The sequence below is a fragment of the Vallitaleaceae bacterium 9-2 genome (assembly GCA_038396585.1).
Taxonomy (GTDB): Bacteria; Bacillota; Clostridia; order Lachnospirales; family Vallitaleaceae; genus UBA1351.
The window spans coordinates 127,509-143,751 of sequence record CP121691.1 but is presented as its reverse complement, the minus strand read 5'-3'; the positions used below and the strand labels follow the sequence as shown (position 1 = coordinate 143,751).

Below are 16,243 nucleotides of genomic sequence, written 5' to 3'. Positions count from 1 at the left end.
GGTATTATGAATACACTAAGAAAACATGGTATATTAATTTTTTTACTGACCTTTATTTGGTCAATCCTTAATGGCAATTTTCGAGTGCCTACGCTTTTGGTTGGCGTTTTAGTGTCTTTAACAACACTCTATATTTTAAATATTATTCAACCCCACCAAAACGATCAATATGATTATAGCATATCACCTATCCGTCTTTTTCTCTTTTTAATTCTTCTATTTAAAAATATCTATGTCTCTGCATATAAAACCATCATACATCTTATAAAAGGAGAAATCAATCCTCAGTTTGTCTCTGCGGATACAACAATAAATCGCTTATGGCTTCAGTCCCTAATTGCTAATGCCATTACCCTAACACCAGGAACTGTCACTGTCCATATGGCCGACAATACCTATACGATTTTATGGTTATATCCAACAACGATTCGCCAAAAAGGCATCAAACAACATATTTTTAAAGATTTTGAAGACCTCATTAAAAAGGGGGATCGTCATGCTTAGTATCTTTTTTGTTATTTTTTCACTAATGACCCTATATTATCTTTTCCTATTAATTAAAGGACCCTCTGTTTGGGATCGATTGCTGGCTTTTAATTTATTTTCTGTCACTATGATTATCGTGATGATTATCTATGCTTTAATGGAAAACTTGGATTATCTACTCGACATCGCCATTGTATATGCCTTACTTGGTTTTATTGGTATTGTATTTATGGCACGCTTTATTCAACGAAAGGGGAAAATCTAATGGAAACCCATCAACTTATTGGATCGGTACTCATTGCAATTGGACTGATTTTTCAACTTTTCGGAATTTATGGGTTGCAGCGATACGAGCACTTTTATGTCCGTCTCTCTAGTTCATCCCTTATTGATTCTGCCGGATTAATCACCATTCTTATTGGACTTATTATCTTTTCAGGCTGGTCCATAGCTTCATTAAAAATCGGCTTTATCTTGTTTTTAATGTTGCTCTTAAATCCTCTTTCCAACCATATTCTTGGTCGCGGTGCTTATATGAGCAACTACCATCCGGAAAGGAGGAGCAAAAAATGATTCTTGATCTTTTTTACATCTCGCTTATTGTCTTTGCCATTATTGCCATTCAATCGAGAGTTCTTCGTAATGCGGTTATCTATTTATCGGTTTTCTCCCTTATCTGCTCCATTGTTTATCTCTTACTGGGAGCCCCGGATGTCGCCATTGCCGAAGCAACTATTGGCTGTACGTTATCAACGATTTTATACCTTGTAGCCTTAAAAAAATACCGTATTTTTACTGTGTATTATAACTGTCATGTCAAAGATGACCGCCAGCTTGATGGTCTACAATATGAAAAGGAAGAGATTCAAACTATTTTAAAGCACTTTTCCACAGCTCAGGAGCTTCAGCTTGACCTTATCAACACATCGGCAAGTTTTACCAAATTAAAAGAAAGTGCTTCCTATGATGTCATTATCTTCCATAGTGCCAAAGGACTTTGGCTTCATGGATTAAAAAACAGCTATCAATATAATGAAATGCTGAATTTCTTTGAAAAAGAATGCTCACGTAAATACCATGCAAAATTCATTCATGAAGATATTGAGTGGTCATCTGAACTTAACGAGGAGGATACCCGTGATGCTACGTAGAAAGATTATAGCGGCATGGATACTATGTGTTGTACTATTAATGGCATCCATTGAGATTCAACCGATTGCTTCAACCAAGGATTTATACGCCTATATTACAACCAACTTTCAGGCACAGACGGGCTCACTGAATGCCGTGACAGCAATCTATCTTGATTATCGCATGTTTGATACGCTTTTTGAGACATTGCTGTTACTTGTTAGTGTTATTGGAATTATTTATTTTTCACGACATAAGGGGGATTATTGATGCCAAAACATTCCATGCTATTAAAGGTCACCATGGGCGCAATCTATCCATTCATCATTGTTTTTGGAATATACATCATTCTAAATGGACACCTATCACCTGGTGGTGGATTTCAAGGCGGCGCCATACTGTCTTCCGTTTTTATTATTCAATATTTTACAACCTATGAAAAAACTATAAGCATTTCCGCATTAAATAAATTGGAAAAAATACTTTATTTGGCATTGCTGATTTTTGCAACGATTTTTATCTTTGCCTTTCGCGACAGCATTCCATTGTACTTAAAACCCTATTACCTTATTGCGATGAATATTCTTATCGGTATAAAAGTCGCTTGCGGTCTTAGTGTGGTTTTTTACCGATTTGTACTTTTTGAAAGCAGGTGAATCTATGACAACCGGAATATTAGATGGATCAATAATTGCAATTGGATTATTCGGCATTGGCATTTATGGCCTGTTGGCTCGCCGAAATATTATCAAGACCGTCATGTCTTTTGGTATTATACAAGCAGCCCTCATTTTGTTTTTTCTCAATATTAATTACGATGCCGCCGCAGAGCCACCTATTGGAGACGCCGCATTAATGACGGATCCTTTTCCTCAGGCACTTATGATTACAGCCATTGTCATCGGGGTTGCCGTGACGGCTGTTGGCCTTACCATGTTTATCAGCTTGTACCATCACTATGGTTCAACTAACTGGTCAAAAATTGTTCGTATGCGAAAGGAGGAAGATTAATGGCATTATATTGGTTTGTTGTTCTTCCTCTAATTATCGCTCTTGTTTCATACCTGTCACATTCACGGCAAACTAAAATCATTGTCCTATTGATTCAAGTAGCTTTTTTTATCCTCTCGATTGTAAATTTTATTGATGTACGCTTTCATGGAACAAAGCTTGAAGTCGTCGGCGGATATGATATGGGAATTGGTATTGCCCTAAAAGCGGATTTATTTAGTAGCGTTATGGTTTCACTGACTATTTTTTTATTTTCATGTATGCTTTTGTATAACTATAAAAAAAGTTATGTTAATCATCTCTTCTTGTTTTTATTTATTGCACTTCAAGGCTTAATCTCAGGCATCTTTTTATCAAATGACCTGTTTAACATCTATGTCATGATTGAGGTATCAACCATTGTTGTAACGATTCTTATCGTCTTTAAAAAAGACTCTAAGTCGATCTATGACGGTATTGTCTATTTGTTTACAAACCTCGCGTCCATGACATTATTTTTATTTGGTATTGGATACATTTATAAAATATTTGGCACAACAGATTTAACCTTATTAAGCGAACGCTTGCCTCTAGTAGAAGATTCACGTACCCTTATCCTCCCCTTTGTCTTGCTGATTACGGCGGTTGACTTAAAATCAGCAATTATGCCTTTATTTAGCTGGCTTCCAAAGGCTCACGGTACTGCAAGTGCACCTTCCATTATCTCTGCCATCCTTTCAGGTTTATATGTTAAAGGTGGCGTATATCTCTTTATACGTATTACCAATCTCTTTCATCCTGTTTTTGATGAGATGCTGATTTTTATGATTTTTGGATTTTTAACGGCGGTTATCGGGTGGGTTTTTGCTCTTAGCCAAACAGACATCAAGTTGATTCTTGCCTACAGCACCGTGAGTCAAATCGGTGTTATTGTCTTTGGTCTATCACTTGATTCGACATACGGTTATTGGGGTGCCATCTACCACATACTAAATCATGCTATTTTTAAGTCAACATTGTTTTTAACTGCGGGTATTATTGTTGACGAATATCATACGCGTGATATTCGGGAGATCCGCGGCGTCTTTAAGCGCATGCCTTATGTCTCCATTGCGTCCATTTTTGCAATCCTTGGAATCACAGGTGCGCCTTTATTTAACGGAAACTTTTCAAAAAACCTGATACACGCCGGTATGCGAGATTCGTTTTTGTTTGAACTTGCCTTTTTTATAATAAACATGGGTACGGTTTTGATTTTCATCAAATATGCACAGATGCTTGGCGGCCATTCTAAAAAGCGCTTTCATATTGCCTGGAATCAAAAGATTGTTATTCTCCTTTTAGCAGCAACCTGCTTTTTAGGTGGAGTCTTTGGTCCAATGATTATGAGCGTAATGTTTGATTTTGATGTATATGTCTCAGCTTCAAACTATTTTAGCAAGTTCTTCATCTACCTTGCCACCTTGCTTGTAGGATTTTTGTTTTATCGATATGTCTACCTACGCATGCGCTTATTTACAAAAATACAAGAGTTGGAACTTACCTTTAATCAAATCATTATGGCAATCGTCATCTTCTTTACTGGTTTTCTCTCTATGATGATGATTCAGTTTGGCTAGACAACCATTTTCCAATGGGATTGTCTTAGCCACTCTTGGCACGCTTCATATTCGGCTATATACTTGCCTACAAGCCGCCAAAATGAACGGTCATGATTTAAGTGAATCATATGGCACATTTCATGGACAACGACATAATCAATAATCTCGATGGGAGCCATCGCCAATTTCCAATTAAAGGTCAGTTCTCGTTGACTGTTGCATGTCCCCCATGTTTTTTTGTTTGCTGAGATTTTTATGCTTCTTGGTTTAACCGAAAAAAACTTCTGATAAAATGCAATCCGTTTTTCTATAATTTTTTTACATTCTTGTTTATAGAACTTGGTCATGAGCTTTTTTATGACCGCATCATCATGTTGCAACGTATAAATATTAAATCCATTCTCTTCAAACACCACACCTGCATAATTTTCTGAGCTAAAGATTTGTATAGGATATTCTTTACCTAAATATAAAAACCGCTCTCCTTCTATATATTCTTTTTTCTGGAACCCCTTTGTTTTTTCCCGCATCTCATTTGCAGTTTTTTGTATCCATGTCCATTTACTTTCAATAAATGCATCTAGTTGACTCTCCGTCGTTTGATTTGGGATTCGTACTTCTATATTTCCATATACGTCAATATAGATTCCTAGGGTTTTACGCTTTTTATGTATAACTTGAATATCTATGCTCTCGCCATTTTTTTTCATTGTTCGTGTCATTATGTCTCCTACCGCTTTCATTGAAGTCGTGTCCATTGATATGCTAAGCGCGGGCTCTTATCCTCTACATATATAATTCCACACTTAACAAATCCATTTTTTTGAATCTGATGTTGCATGATTTTGTTGTCTGCATGAGTATCTATACGAATATTATCCTTCTGCTCACGACAAAATTCTACGCATTGATTGAACACGCCCTTGACTTGACCATCGCTTGCAATTCGATGAATTGTTCCATAGGGCTCATCATTGAGCCACTGCCCTTCTTCAATATATCCATATGTCGGATCCACATCACAGATGAACGCAAAAACAAAGCGAAGCTTCTTCGCATCATCGACGCCTACATAGCAGTATTGATTTTTAATATCCGATTCAATTAATTGCTTCGAAGGATAGCTATCCTTCCACTGGGTTGGATTCTTTGTCTGCTGCATGATGCCGCGGGCATATGCATATATTTCCATAATAGTCTCTATATCCTCATACTTAGCTAAACGTATTTGCATTTTCAATCTCCTTTTATTACATGTTCTATGAAACTTTCTCACCGCTTTATTATATCATGGTTTTTCATATACACACTAGCACCTATTTTCTTTACGAAAATGTGGTTGTCCGATATAATAAGAAGTGTAACTTGGTCGTTATGTGTCTTAGAAGAGGTGATAAAATGCGTTCCAATAATTTTAAAAAACCTAGTGATGATATCTTAAAAAAGATGTTAACCAAAGAGCAATATGCCATTACACAACAAAATAAAACAGAACCCCCATTTAACAATGCCTACTATAATACTGATGCTCCTGGAATCTATGTGGATGTTGTAAGTGGTGAGCCTCTATTTACTTCTCTAGATAAATATGACTCCGGTTGCGGTTGGCCAAGTTTTACTCAACCGATTGAAACCGAAGTCATAAATTTTAAAAAAGACTATAGTCATCATATGCAACGTACCGAAGTCCGTTCACAACTTGGGGATAGCCATCTGGGGCACGTCTTTGACGACGGCCCCATTGATCGAGGAGGCTTGCGCTACTGTATCAATAGTGCGGCCCTACGTTTTATCCCACTTGAAGATATGGAAAAAGAAGGATATGGTGAATGGCTCTCTTTATTTGAGCATTAATTCTTTGCATTTCCATTTCCATTATTTTGCTTTCCATTATTTTTCTCATCTTGTGTTTGATCTTGAACTTGGTCTTTGTCCTGATCTTGGACTTGGTCCTTGTCCTGATCTTGGACTTTATCCTTATCCTGATCTTGGACTTGGTCCTTGTCCTGATCTTGGACTTTATCCTTGTCTTGATCTTGGACTTTATCCTTGTCCTGATCTTGGACTTGGTCCTTGTCCTGATCTTGGACTTGGTCCTTGTCTTGATCTTGGACTTTATCCTTATCCTGATCTTGGACTTGGTCCTTGTCTTGATCTTGGACTTGGTCCTTGTCTTTGTCTTGGACTTGGTCCTTGTCTTTATTTTTATCTTGATTCTTGTCTTTGTCTTGGCGTTTGTCTTGACCTGGTTTTTCTTCACTTCTTAACGCATTGTTGTCTGTGGATTTCGCCTCTTTGAGCGCTTCTTTTAGCGCCTCTTTGTCAATTACTTTTCCATTCGTTTTAAATGCTTCTTTTTTTTCTTCTTTAGAAAAATACTCTTTTACTGTTACTTCTTCACGAACACCTGCAACATATAGTCCCGCAGGTATTGCTTTTTGTGTAGCTTCTTCAAGCTGTTTTTGTGTTGCAGAAATAACTGCAAAATTCACTTTGTTTAAAATCGCACTGCTATTGATTTTTTCTCTAATTTCAGCAACTTTGATTTGAGTGGTCTCTGCATCAAGTTCTATGGCCTCATCTTCTGGAATGATGGCTTCTCCATTTGCAGCAGAAACTACCGTGACAAGAATATAGTCTTCATCTTCATCAGAGATATTGATAAAGTGGGCCTCATCTGCCAAGTATACAATCTGCTCAATGGCTTCCTCTATATTTAAACCTATGACACTTTCCCCATCTATTGTCTTGGCATCTTTATTCATTGCTCTTACTTGAATAATAACATCTTCTGGATTAGCCATTAATTGAAAGCTCGGGTTAATATCTACTGCAATAATTGTTGCGACTGTTTGTTCCATCGGTGGCTGTTCTTGATAAAGAACTGCTGAGCGAACGAACAAACTAACGAGTAGTATTAAGACTATACTTGCTGCGACTGCATATCTATAGTATTTTGTTGTGTACGACGTAGTTGTTGGATTAATAAGGACATCCTTGTCTGTATACATTATTTTTGAACCTAAGGTGACCCTTTCCCGCAAAACAATGTTCTCATATTCTCCTTCATTGGTCATAACAATAATATAATCTTTTCCTAATTTTACAACAAGACCTTTTTTGATCATTTTTAACACCTCTATCATTGAATCCATTCCATTATCCGACCAAATTTTTCTTTAGCAATAATCATAATCGATGTAATCATTATCTTACTGCGTTTAATGATAACTAAACTCACTTGAAATCTTCGTGAGATTTGTGTGACAGGAAGTCTTTTTTTGTTATATAAGTGTGTCATCAGGTCTTGTTCTTCGGATGCACGTAACCCAATCTCTTTTGCTCTTTTTCTGGTATCTTGATGCTTCGGAGAACTGGCGACCAATTTTTCAAAAGATAAGCCAAAAAGTCTCAGTACTTTTTCAAAATCCTCGATTTCTTTTCGAAGCAATACCTCTTCCTCAACATCCTGGTGTGTACTTAGCCTTTCGAGTTCTTCGATAGATGCTTCCGACTTTTGCTGTGCCCAGTAATCTTTTATTCGACTATCAATAACGAGGCGAGCGAAGCTCAAAAAGTCTCCACGCGCCTCGTTGTATTTTTCTAGAGCTTCATAAAATGCCATTAAACCTACAGAAAATTCATCATCATTATCAATATCCACATAGCTCTTTTTTAGCTCAGTAATAACATTCAACACAAACGGTTGATAGTCTATGATGAGCTGATTAATCTGCTCTTGATTATCTGTATTCTTTAATTGCATAATTTTACTATCGAGTTTTTTACTCATCGAATTCACCCTAGGTATGTTTTTTTCTTTCTAGTTTACCTCAATTTCCAGATATTCTACATGAACAAGATCATCCATTTCAAAAACAAATTGAAGTGCATAGTCTCCGTCATCCAGATCATTAAGGTATTCTTTTGTAATCATGACTTCATCTTCTTTTGCACTTAAATAGTATTCATCGTCTTCATCTAGTCCAGAGATACCTTCAAAATCCCAGCCATTTGATTCAAGCTCAATGACAAGGTTTCCATATTTGTTCGCATATGAACTCTCTTCAAATGCATCTTCATCAAATTCAATACTCATAACACTAATTGTTGGTGTTTGGTCCATATAGTCAAGTACTAATTCAAACTCTACTGTAATTTCCTCATCTTCATCATTTTTAAAAACAAATTCAAGTGTCACTTTTTCTTCCTCAAGTTCTTCAATAAATTCTTCTTGAAGTCGAACTATAAAGGCACTTGACGTTGTCGTAGTATAATCAACGTCTTCTTTTAAGAATTTATCTTCATATGTAATACCTTCAAAACGATGACCATTTAAATCGATACGAATAACAACATCCTCTGGTTCATCTAGTTTTTCTTCATCTGGATCTAATACCGGAGTATCAAATTCATCATCAATATCAATTTCTTTTGTCTCATCATTGTAGCGAACGCGAAGACCAAATGTCTCTGCAATAAAACGTAATGGTACATATGTTCTATTATTAATCAAACCCGGTGCTACGTCAAGGGCAACAAGATTATCTTCATCTAACATATCCTCTAGTTCTTCATAGAACGCTTCGATATCTTCTTCATCTGCTAGTCGAGCATCAAATTCTTGAACATGTTGTAATAGTTCTTCAAAATTGTTGTCTTCATCATCAAACACATAAGTTTTTCCATCTTCGTGCTTAATATTGGTTGCTAAATCAAAGATAATTAGCATATCTTCTTCTGGATTTACGATGACTGCATATGGGTTAAACCATAAAACTTCACATCCTAATGCTTCCGTAATCGCTCTTACCGGAATCAACGTACGGTTATGTTTTAATACCGGCATTTCATCATAGTTCATCCATTGATCGCGCACACGAATTCGGCTTTGTGAAAAGTTTGTATAGCCTTCCATCTTTTTAAGTTGCCCTGGCGCAAACTCACGTCCATTGCCTTGAGGCTTGGCATATGCCACCTGCGATAGTAACAGTGCAAACATTAAAACCAATGATAATACCTTTGTAACTTTGTTTTTCATTATTCCACTCTCCATTTCGTAAAATACATCTTCATTATGTTTCACTATACTATACGCAGGTAAATACATTTTTCGATACCTTTTTTAAATTAATTATCAAAAATTATATATAATATTTTTTATGAACAGTGTTATGTAACTAAATTTTCCTTCTGGATAATGCCAAACAGCCTCTCCATATGCAGGCAGGTGTAACCCATTAATCGTTTGGTATTTTGAAATCGGTGTTGACCATGGAACTTGCTTCATAACGCCTCCTTTTTCACGTACCCAACGATCGTCTGAGGTGAAATCTATAATACGCCCTAGCGCGTCAAAGATGAGTATAGCCTTTATGCAAATATTATTGTGGGTGAAGGTTGCTTCCACATGAAAATCATCCAGTTCCTTCCATTGGATTTGATCACTAATCAAAGTTTGGGGGACAAAGAGTACCATATCATTAAAAAAAGTTACCGTCTCAGCCTCACGCATATGCTGTCCATTTTCATTGACTACCTGAAAAAGGTCAAACACCTTGATTTGCATACGTGCGTCTTCTTGATCAAAGTGGTGGAGCCCATAGAGCTTTATCTTTTTCATCGATACCTCCATATAGAACAATCGAATCCCTTGCACAATAAAATTCGACTGTTCTCCTATGTATGGCAACGGCTCAGCTTTAGGTTTTAAGGTTAATGTTCCTTCAATCTGCGCTTTAAAGTTTACCACTTTTTCTGTCCCAACCACCCCTACATAATTTAAGTACTTTTGGATAGGTTGGGGAAGCTTTAGTATATCTGCTTGTGTTATCTTTTCCGGTCGTTGGTTATTCGGTCGCTGCTCTTGATTGTCACTGGCTGATTTTACGAGCTCAAGATATCTTTTCTTAGTTTTCATGGAGTTCACGCTCCCTTCCTTCTCCACTTAGCACCTGTATATTTTCGTCTACTTTTTTTAAGGTTTCTTGAACTTTTTGCATCTCTTGCATCCGTATATTCTGAAACATATTATTAAGCATAAAAAGATCTCGTTGATCTCTTTGTTTCCAATACTTCTTTGCTTTCGGTGTAAGTTGTACCCGTTTATACCTTGCATCCTCTTGATCTGTATATATTTTTACATACCTATTTTTTTCCAGCTTTAAGAGCAGCTGTTTTACATTTTGCCTGCTTGTTCCAAAGCGTTCGCTTATTTGTGAAAAACCTGGTGCGGTCTCAAACGAGTCCACAACAATCATCATGAATAATTGCTTGGCTGTTAAATGATCCGGTTTAAGTTGCTGGTCTAGAAGAACCTGTAGTCTGTTTGATAATTGAAAAAAATATACTAAAACTTCACGTTCTACTTCAATACGATGCTCATCCATAGCTAATCCTCCAAATACGTAATGTCTGACTCTTTATAAGTAATATATTACGTATTAAGAAGCATGTCAATATTTATTCAATTAAAACGGTCACATTCATATGAATGTGACCGTATCTTGTGATGTTATACCTTTATAGCACACGCTGCCAGTTTATTTGACTTGTTTGGTCACCTTCAATATTGACCTCTGAGGATGTCCAGGTTATGGTTAGTGCATTGTTTTTGTCCTTATAATTATAGGTTCCCGTTTCTCCATACAAGTGAAAATATAAGGTGTCCATCTCTAGGGCATTGGTCATGGATTCAGGCATCAATGTTGATTTTTGTGTAACGATAGCTGTTCCCTCAGGAACAAAAGCTGCCATGTCTTTTATGGATAAGTGATCCATGAAAACCTTATCGCTAACCTTTTTCTGTGTAAAAAGGTCGTAATAGTCACCTTCTGGTAATACCACCTGAACTTTAGATTGATCTTTACTAAGTATCGGCGCAATGATTAAATCGCCAAAGAGAAATTGCTCTTCTGGAAAAACGCCTACATAATCAATATTCATATGCTTCATCAAAGTAGTTTTTTGTTCCAAGGCTTTTAAATATTCACAGTAAATATAGGGCAATAAGTTCATACGCATGTTATATATCCTGCGAATATCATCTAGAACTTCTCCATCATTTCCAGCCATATTCCAAGGCGTACGTTCATTATTAAAGGCGCGTGTAGGATCTGTTGCAGAAAACTGCCCTCCAACCGGTTCAGAATGTACCTGCATAATTGGTGAAAAAAGCGCCAGCTGATTTGCACGGTAGTACAGATCGAGGGAAGGTAATTCTCCTGCGAATCCACCGATATCAAATCCCCAATGCATTTGTCCACATAGACTTGCATTAATCCCAGCTCGATAAATTGCCTTCAGTTCATCATAGGTCGATTTTTGATCCCCCGCCCACTGTAAGGAGTATGTCTGCTGACCAACATAACCCGCGCGACTAAAGGCCACGCGATTGTCTCCTAAAAATTGAGAATAGGCGCGCACATATTCCAAGGAATAATTATTCTTAAGCTCTTGTTGATTTTCTTGTACATGATTTGTCACTTCGCTATAGATGAATTCTCCTCCATCAGTCTTAAAGCCATCGACTCCAATATCCAATAAATACTGCCGATTATTAAACCACCATTGATTTGCCTGGGGATTGGTAAAATCCGGAACCATGGATCCATTAAACCAATGCCCTTTTGGAATAAAGTACGGCTTATCTTCTGCCCATAACACAAGGCGTTCCTTTTGAGCCCTTTCCCATTCTTTCGCATGGCGTAGGTTATAGGGTTCTTCTTCTGGAATATATTTAACGACAGGACATTGCCACAATAGCAACTTGATGCCATCGTCATGTAATTTATCTATCATTGCCTTTGGATCTGGCCAAGGGCTATGCTCAAAAGAAAAATCTTCATATGCGAGCACCTCTTTGTCTGGATAGGTTGCACCGTTAAAAATATAGAAGGTTGCTTCATCGGACCATTGTTCTAAGACAAGGGCTGTGATGGGGAAGTCCATCGTACGTAGTTTTTCTTGAACCGCTTCAACCATTTTTTGTGAATTCCATCGATGTGCAGATATCCAAGGACCAAAGACCCAATCGGGTGCTTTTTTGGTCGCTCCCGTCAACGTCAAAAAGTCTTTGATACATTCTTTATAACTTCCCTTAAAGATAACAAGTCTATCTTTTTTAACATCCAAATTTTTTATATGCATTGGCATATCTAAATCAAAGCTAAGTTCTTTTTTCGATTCAACAAAAAAGCCATAGCCATTATCCAGCATAAAAAAGGGTAATGGGAAATATGTCTTCTCCCCTTGATGGCAAAACTGTTCCTCCACAACATTTTCTACCTTTTTCCCCTTATGGTTGATGTGGTTATAACGCTCTCCCAATCCATAAACATGATTATAGGTACATTCTATAGTAACCTCTCCAGAAACATATCGAACCGTAATGTGTTCATCTCTGTATATATCATTACCTTGTATACTTAATGTTTCAGCGATCATAGGACACCTCATTTCGAATTTTTTGAATAATATGACTATATTGGGCACATATATATTCCGCATTGGCCCACATAAGCGGATTTATAAAACTGTTATTCTCATCACGTGCATCAATAGCTTCTGGCAACAAACCATAAGCATTTTTATGCGCATCTATCCACTGCATAATTTTATCGTAGCGCGCTTTATCTTTAAGTAAGTAAGCATTTTGAGCTGCAAATGCTGTATTAAAAAGCCAAGGTCCATCATGATACTGCTGTTCGCTATATCCATAGCCATAGTCATAATATAGCGCTATCTTCGACAAGGTATAAAAGTTTTGGATATACTTTGTATCCATTGGATATCCTAAACTGGCTCCGAACAATTGGGGTGTATCATAGCGCTTAACGAGTTGTTCATCATATTCAACATAGCCATAGGCAAAATATCCCTCCTCTAAATACGTCCGATTAATGGATGTAATAAGGCTTTGGATTGTTTGCACCAGCCCGGGTAGGTATTGGCTGTACACTGGGTCCTGCTCTTTTTGGATGATTTCGACCAGACCAATGATACCGCCGGTTATAAATATGTTGGTTGATGTAATATACGCAGGCCCGTAAACCCCTTCATTAACACCGCCTTCAGGGCCGTATAGACCGTTTTTTTGCGGAATGTTTTCCAATATATGCACATCCTCTATTAACTGGGGCAGCGGAAGAATAAGCTCTTGTGTAAGATGATAGAAATCTGCAACAACCCGCAAAAGATAGCCTATAAAGTCAATCTGGGAAAACACATTGTTGTTAGCCCCTTCATCCGGTAAGCGTCGTGCATTATAGCGCTGATAGATTTCATGATTTTCTCTTCGTTGCAGTTGGTCTACACATTCAATAATCTGCTTGCATTCATCATAATATCCACTGTATAAAAAGGCTCTCGCCGCATGTAAAGCATCTCGTACATAAAAGCTCACATTATCGCTTGCAAAATAGTGCCCTGTTAAGTCCGCCGGAATAAACCCATTCATATTTACCGCTTTGAGCGCAATAAGATTGGGAATACTTGTTTCGATAACTTTATGACGCGTCTTCGCTAACCATTGTTGCCAATATGTTACCGCAGTTTGTTCGCTTTTTTCAAAATCCACCCTCTTTTTTTGCGTGGTAATTGCCCACTTAAATGTATGGCTTTCAAAAGGTTTTAAGTGAATCGTCTTTGTCAAGGATACAACGAGTGATTGCTGACTTATTATGGTCCCTTCCTCAAAAAGCTTTTCCTTATACAAAAGATTTTGAATACCTCGATACATAAAGCCACTCGGTGATTCTTTGGATGCTCGACAAACCAGCTGCTCATCTTGAGTCTGGACATAGAGGCATTGATTATCGTGGGTCAGGCGAACCTCATCTTCTTTTTTATACAGCTGATTCTCATGATTAGTTGTAACAATGAGACTAGATATTTGCATTTTGAGCTCTTTTTGACTTGTATTTTTCACTTGGCACTCAAACACGAGGGACGTATCATTGGCACAGTACATCCGATCTTTTTTCTCAAACGCTTCATACGCAAAGGTATCGGTGAAAACAAAGCCTTTTTCAGATGTACTTTGTGCACTTTTCTGTTTTTGAGGATGTCCTGCAAGCGGTTTTATGCGATCGCCATAATAGCAACAATCATCTACTTGCACTACGGATAATGCTGAATATATATAATCTGTTTCATAGTTCTCTACATATAAATGCTGAAGCCCTATGGATTTTTGATCATGTATTGTCTCGTTTAAGCCATATAAGCCCACCAACTGACCATTGCCCACATATGCAAGTCCTGGATATCGCATTATTTGATTCCTCCTTCTTGAATTCCACTGATGAAATACTTTTGCGCAAAGGCATATACCACTAATATAGGAAGCAATGAAATTAGGGCTCCGGCCATTAGTGTATTATATTCTGTTGCATATTGAGAATTCATCTTACTTAGTATAACTGGCAAGGTCATCTTGTTGGGATCCGTTAAAATGATTAAAGGCCAAAAATAATCATTCCAATAATTCATAAAATTAATGACAAAAAGTGTCGTTAAAGGAATAATACTCATTGGAACCACAATCTTTAAAAATATTTTTACAAAGCCGGCTCCGTCTAAAACAGCGGCTTCAATATATGCATTAGGAATATTAGTCATGTGCTGTTTAAGCAAAAATACTGCAAATACATTAAAAATCGATGGTGCAATGACACCTAAGTATGTATTGGTTAATTGAAACTTTGTAAGGATGATAAACATCGGAATGCCTGTCACTTGAATTGGAATCATCAAACTGGCCAAAAAAAGTGTGAAGAGTATTTTTTTGTATTTAAAATCAAACTTTGCAAAGATAAATGCTGCCATACTTGCAGATGTCAACGTAATCATGGTCGAAAAAAGTGTAATTAACACACTGTTTGCCAAAGATTGTAAAAAAGGAATCTTGGTAAAAATTTTTATATAGGCATCATACGAGACCTCTTTTGGAATCCATTCTATAGGAATTGCCATCAAGGCTCCACTATTTTTAAGCGATGTAGATATCATCCAAAAAAACGGTATTAAGCTTATCGTGGTAAAAAAAAGTAAAAAGATAACGATGGATAGGCTTCTTAGTTTTATTTTTTTATTCATAGTACACCCACTTTTTCTGTAATTTCATCTGTATCAAGGTGATTAACATAATCATAGCAAATAGCATAAGTGCTAAAGCCGCCGCATATCCCATTTGATAATACTTAAACCCATAGGTATATATACGTTCCACCATCACTTGTGTTGATCCTAATGGCCCTCCTTGAGTCATTACCATGACCTGTGGAAAAAGCTGAAATGAGTTAATAATAGCCGTTACAAGGACAAAAAATAAAGTTGGTGTTACCATGGGAAAGGTGATATATCTAAATACATTGACCCGATTGGCACCATCTACTCTTGCCGCTTCAATAATTGAAGGATTAATATTTCGAAGTCCTCCAAAAATTATCAAAGAAAAAAATCCGATATCCTTCCAAACGCTCACAAGGGCAATCGAAACCATAGACCACTTCGGATCCGTTAACCATCCAGGTCCTGCAATTCCAAAAACCGCTAGAAAGTTATTGACTAAACCATATTGAGAGCTTAAAACCGTTCTCCAGATCATCGCACCTGCCACCCATGAGGTTAATACAGGAATAAACAATAGGACTCTAAAAACACCTACAGATTTAACATCAGTATTAAATAATCCGGCGATAAACATCGATGTTACCACCATCAGTGGAATATAAATTACAATATACTTTAATGTATTTAACATAACTTGATAAAACTCTTTTGTTGTGAAAATCTTAATATAATTGCTTAGACCTATCATTTCTGGTTTGCCGCTGATTATATCCCATGAACTAAACCCAAGATAGACTGTAGCAATCATTGGAATAAGTGAAAAAATCATATATCCTATGACACTTGGAATCAAAAAAAGTACAATCCACTTTTTATTCCGCATTAATAATAATTTCATGTTGACCTCCTGCTTTGAAGAAAGTGTTTCAAGATCCTTGATGATTCAAGGATCTTGAACGACC

The 16,243-nt window shown here is 37.0% G+C and carries 20 protein-coding genes; 9 read left to right on the top strand and 11 right to left on the bottom strand.

The annotated features are described in order from the left end of the window. Positions 1 to 6 precede the first annotated feature (6 nt). Genes QBE53_00665 through QBE53_00630 form a run of 8 tightly spaced genes read left to right on the top strand, consistent with a single transcriptional unit; the run spans position 7 to position 4,226 of the window. Positions 7 to 504, top strand: a complete 498-nt coding sequence (locus QBE53_00665) for a Na+/H+ antiporter subunit E (GenBank protein WZL81654.1) — start codon at positions 7 to 9, stop codon at positions 502 to 504. After that, the gene (locus QBE53_00660) at positions 497 to 751 is read left to right on the top strand and encodes a monovalent cation/H+ antiporter complex subunit F (protein ID WZL81653.1); all 255 of its coding nucleotides are present in this window, start codon (positions 497 to 499) and stop codon (positions 749 to 751) included. Before QBE53_00665 ends, QBE53_00660 begins: the two co-directional genes overlap by 8 nt. Further along, positions 751 to 1,059: a monovalent cation/H(+) antiporter subunit G gene (gene mnhG / locus QBE53_00655; protein WZL81652.1), complete on the top strand. Its 309-nt coding sequence runs from the start codon at positions 751 to 753 to the stop codon at positions 1,057 to 1,059. Before QBE53_00660 ends, mnhG begins: the two co-directional genes overlap by 1 nt. Next, on the top strand, positions 1,056 to 1,637 hold the full coding sequence (locus tag QBE53_00650) for a DUF4040 domain-containing protein (GenBank protein WZL81651.1): 582 nt from the start codon (positions 1,056 to 1,058) through the stop codon (positions 1,635 to 1,637). Before mnhG ends, QBE53_00650 begins: the two co-directional genes overlap by 4 nt. Next, entirely contained in the window at positions 1,624 to 1,887 is a 264-nt protein-coding gene (locus QBE53_00645) for a hypothetical protein (GenBank protein ID WZL81650.1), read from the top strand. The genes QBE53_00650 and QBE53_00645 overlap by 14 nt, the downstream gene beginning before the upstream one ends. Continuing rightward, positions 1,887 to 2,273, top strand: coding sequence for an MnhB domain-containing protein (locus tag QBE53_00640; protein ID WZL81649.1), 387 nt, complete (start codon positions 1,887 to 1,889; stop codon positions 2,271 to 2,273). The genes QBE53_00645 and QBE53_00640 overlap by 1 nt, the downstream gene beginning before the upstream one ends. Before the next feature lie 4 nt (positions 2,274 to 2,277). Beyond that, a complete protein-coding gene (locus QBE53_00635) occupies positions 2,278 to 2,628 on the top strand; it encodes a cation:proton antiporter subunit C (GenBank protein ID WZL81648.1) in 351 nt (116 codons plus the stop codon). Continuing rightward, entirely contained in the window at positions 2,628 to 4,226 is a 1,599-nt protein-coding gene (locus QBE53_00630; GenBank protein ID WZL81647.1) for a proton-conducting transporter membrane subunit, read from the top strand. Before QBE53_00635 ends, QBE53_00630 begins: the two co-directional genes overlap by 1 nt. Here the strand turns inward: QBE53_00630 and QBE53_00625 are convergent. Together QBE53_00625 and QBE53_00620 are read right to left on the bottom strand one after the other, a co-directional pair. After that, on the bottom strand, positions 4,223 to 4,930 hold the full coding sequence (locus QBE53_00625) for a SprT family zinc-dependent metalloprotease (protein ID WZL81646.1): 708 nt from the start codon (positions 4,928 to 4,930) through the stop codon (positions 4,223 to 4,225). The genes QBE53_00630 and QBE53_00625 overlap by 4 nt on opposite strands. A 17-nt stretch (positions 4,931 to 4,947) precedes the next feature. Further along, positions 4,948 to 5,442 (bottom strand): N-acetyltransferase, encoded by a 495-nt coding sequence (locus tag QBE53_00620; protein ID WZL81645.1) that lies wholly within the window; start codon positions 5,440 to 5,442, stop codon positions 4,948 to 4,950. Between the two features lie 164 nt (positions 5,443 to 5,606). Between QBE53_00620 and msrB the strand changes: the two genes are divergently transcribed. After that, positions 5,607 to 6,062: a peptide-methionine (R)-S-oxide reductase MsrB gene (gene msrB / locus QBE53_00615; GenBank protein ID WZL81644.1), complete on the top strand. Its 456-nt coding sequence runs from the start codon at positions 5,607 to 5,609 to the stop codon at positions 6,060 to 6,062. Here the strand turns inward: msrB and QBE53_00610 are convergent. From QBE53_00610 to QBE53_00570, 9 genes are all read right to left on the bottom strand, one after another. Beyond that, entirely contained in the window at positions 6,059 to 7,336 is a 1,278-nt protein-coding gene (locus QBE53_00610; GenBank protein WZL81643.1) for a hypothetical protein, read from the bottom strand. The two genes, msrB and QBE53_00610, sit on opposite strands and share 4 nt — an antisense overlap. Positions 7,337 to 7,350: 14 nt before the next feature. Continuing rightward, positions 7,351 to 8,001 (bottom strand): sigma factor, encoded by a 651-nt coding sequence (locus tag QBE53_00605; GenBank protein ID WZL81642.1) that lies wholly within the window; start codon positions 7,999 to 8,001, stop codon positions 7,351 to 7,353. 30 nt (positions 8,002 to 8,031) lie between these two features. Next, entirely contained in the window at positions 8,032 to 9,249 is a 1,218-nt protein-coding gene (locus QBE53_00600) for a stalk domain-containing protein (protein WZL81641.1), read from the bottom strand. Between the two features lie 96 nt (positions 9,250 to 9,345). Next, the gene (locus tag QBE53_00595) at positions 9,346 to 10,128 is read right to left on the bottom strand and encodes a hypothetical protein (GenBank protein WZL81640.1); all 783 of its coding nucleotides are present in this window, start codon (positions 10,126 to 10,128) and stop codon (positions 9,346 to 9,348) included. After that, complete coding sequence (locus tag QBE53_00590; protein ID WZL81639.1) at positions 10,118 to 10,597, bottom strand: winged helix DNA-binding protein; 480 nt, start codon at positions 10,595 to 10,597, stop codon at positions 10,118 to 10,120. The genes QBE53_00595 and QBE53_00590 overlap by 11 nt, the downstream gene beginning before the upstream one ends. A 133-nt stretch (positions 10,598 to 10,730) precedes the next feature. Further along, the gene (locus QBE53_00585) at positions 10,731 to 12,653 is read right to left on the bottom strand and encodes a glycoside hydrolase family 31 protein (GenBank protein WZL81638.1); all 1,923 of its coding nucleotides are present in this window, start codon (positions 12,651 to 12,653) and stop codon (positions 10,731 to 10,733) included. After that, entirely contained in the window at positions 12,643 to 14,481 is a 1,839-nt protein-coding gene (locus QBE53_00580; protein ID WZL81637.1) for a hypothetical protein, read from the bottom strand. Before QBE53_00580 ends, QBE53_00585 begins: the two co-directional genes overlap by 11 nt. After that, entirely contained in the window at positions 14,481 to 15,305 is an 825-nt protein-coding gene (locus tag QBE53_00575) for a carbohydrate ABC transporter permease (GenBank protein WZL81636.1), read from the bottom strand. Before QBE53_00575 ends, QBE53_00580 begins: the two co-directional genes overlap by 1 nt. Next, entirely contained in the window at positions 15,298 to 16,179 is an 882-nt protein-coding gene (locus tag QBE53_00570) for a sugar ABC transporter permease (GenBank protein ID WZL81635.1), read from the bottom strand. Before QBE53_00570 ends, QBE53_00575 begins: the two co-directional genes overlap by 8 nt. Positions 16,180 to 16,243: the final 64 nt, after the last annotated feature.

Bases quoted from the DNA above. Each gene is read 5' to 3' on its own strand.
- QBE53_00590 (WZL81639.1), bottom strand. From the start codon at position 10,597: ATGGATGAGCATCGTATTGAAGTAGAACGTGAAGTTTTAGTATATTTT.
- QBE53_00650 (WZL81651.1), top strand. From the start codon at position 1,056: ATGATTCTTGATCTTTTTTACATCTCGCTTATTGTCTTTGCCATTATT.
- QBE53_00585 (WZL81638.1), bottom strand. From the start codon at position 12,653: ATGATCGCTGAAACATTAAGTATACAAGGTAATGATATATACAGAGAT.
- QBE53_00570 (WZL81635.1), bottom strand. From the start codon at position 16,179: ATGAAATTATTATTAATGCGGAATAAAAAGTGGATTGTACTTTTTTTG.
- msrB (WZL81644.1), top strand. From the start codon at position 5,607: ATGCGTTCCAATAATTTTAAAAAACCTAGTGATGATATCTTAAAAAAG.
- QBE53_00635 (WZL81648.1), top strand. From the start codon at position 2,278: ATGACAACCGGAATATTAGATGGATCAATAATTGCAATTGGATTATTC.
- QBE53_00660 (WZL81653.1), top strand. From the start codon at position 497: ATGCTTAGTATCTTTTTTGTTATTTTTTCACTAATGACCCTATATTAT.
- QBE53_00665 (WZL81654.1), top strand. From the start codon at position 7: ATGAATACACTAAGAAAACATGGTATATTAATTTTTTTACTGACCTTT.
- QBE53_00580 (WZL81637.1), bottom strand. From the start codon at position 14,481: ATGCGATATCCAGGACTTGCATATGTGGGCAATGGTCAGTTGGTGGGC.
- QBE53_00640 (WZL81649.1), top strand. From the start codon at position 1,887: ATGCCAAAACATTCCATGCTATTAAAGGTCACCATGGGCGCAATCTAT.
- mnhG (WZL81652.1), top strand. From the start codon at position 751: ATGGAAACCCATCAACTTATTGGATCGGTACTCATTGCAATTGGACTG.
- QBE53_00600 (WZL81641.1), bottom strand. From the start codon at position 9,249: ATGAAAAACAAAGTTACAAAGGTATTATCATTGGTTTTAATGTTTGCA.
- QBE53_00605 (WZL81642.1), bottom strand. From the start codon at position 8,001: ATGAGTAAAAAACTCGATAGTAAAATTATGCAATTAAAGAATACAGAT.
- QBE53_00625 (WZL81646.1), bottom strand. From the start codon at position 4,930: ATGACACGAACAATGAAAAAAAATGGCGAGAGCATAGATATTCAAGTT.
- QBE53_00630 (WZL81647.1), top strand. From the start codon at position 2,628: ATGGCATTATATTGGTTTGTTGTTCTTCCTCTAATTATCGCTCTTGTT.
- QBE53_00575 (WZL81636.1), bottom strand. From the start codon at position 15,305: ATGAATAAAAAAATAAAACTAAGAAGCCTATCCATCGTTATCTTTTTA.
- QBE53_00620 (WZL81645.1), bottom strand. From the start codon at position 5,442: ATGCAAATACGTTTAGCTAAGTATGAGGATATAGAGACTATTATGGAA.
- QBE53_00595 (WZL81640.1), bottom strand. From the start codon at position 10,128: ATGAAAACTAAGAAAAGATATCTTGAGCTCGTAAAATCAGCCAGTGAC.
- QBE53_00610 (WZL81643.1), bottom strand. From the start codon at position 7,336: ATGATCAAAAAAGGTCTTGTTGTAAAATTAGGAAAAGATTATATTATT.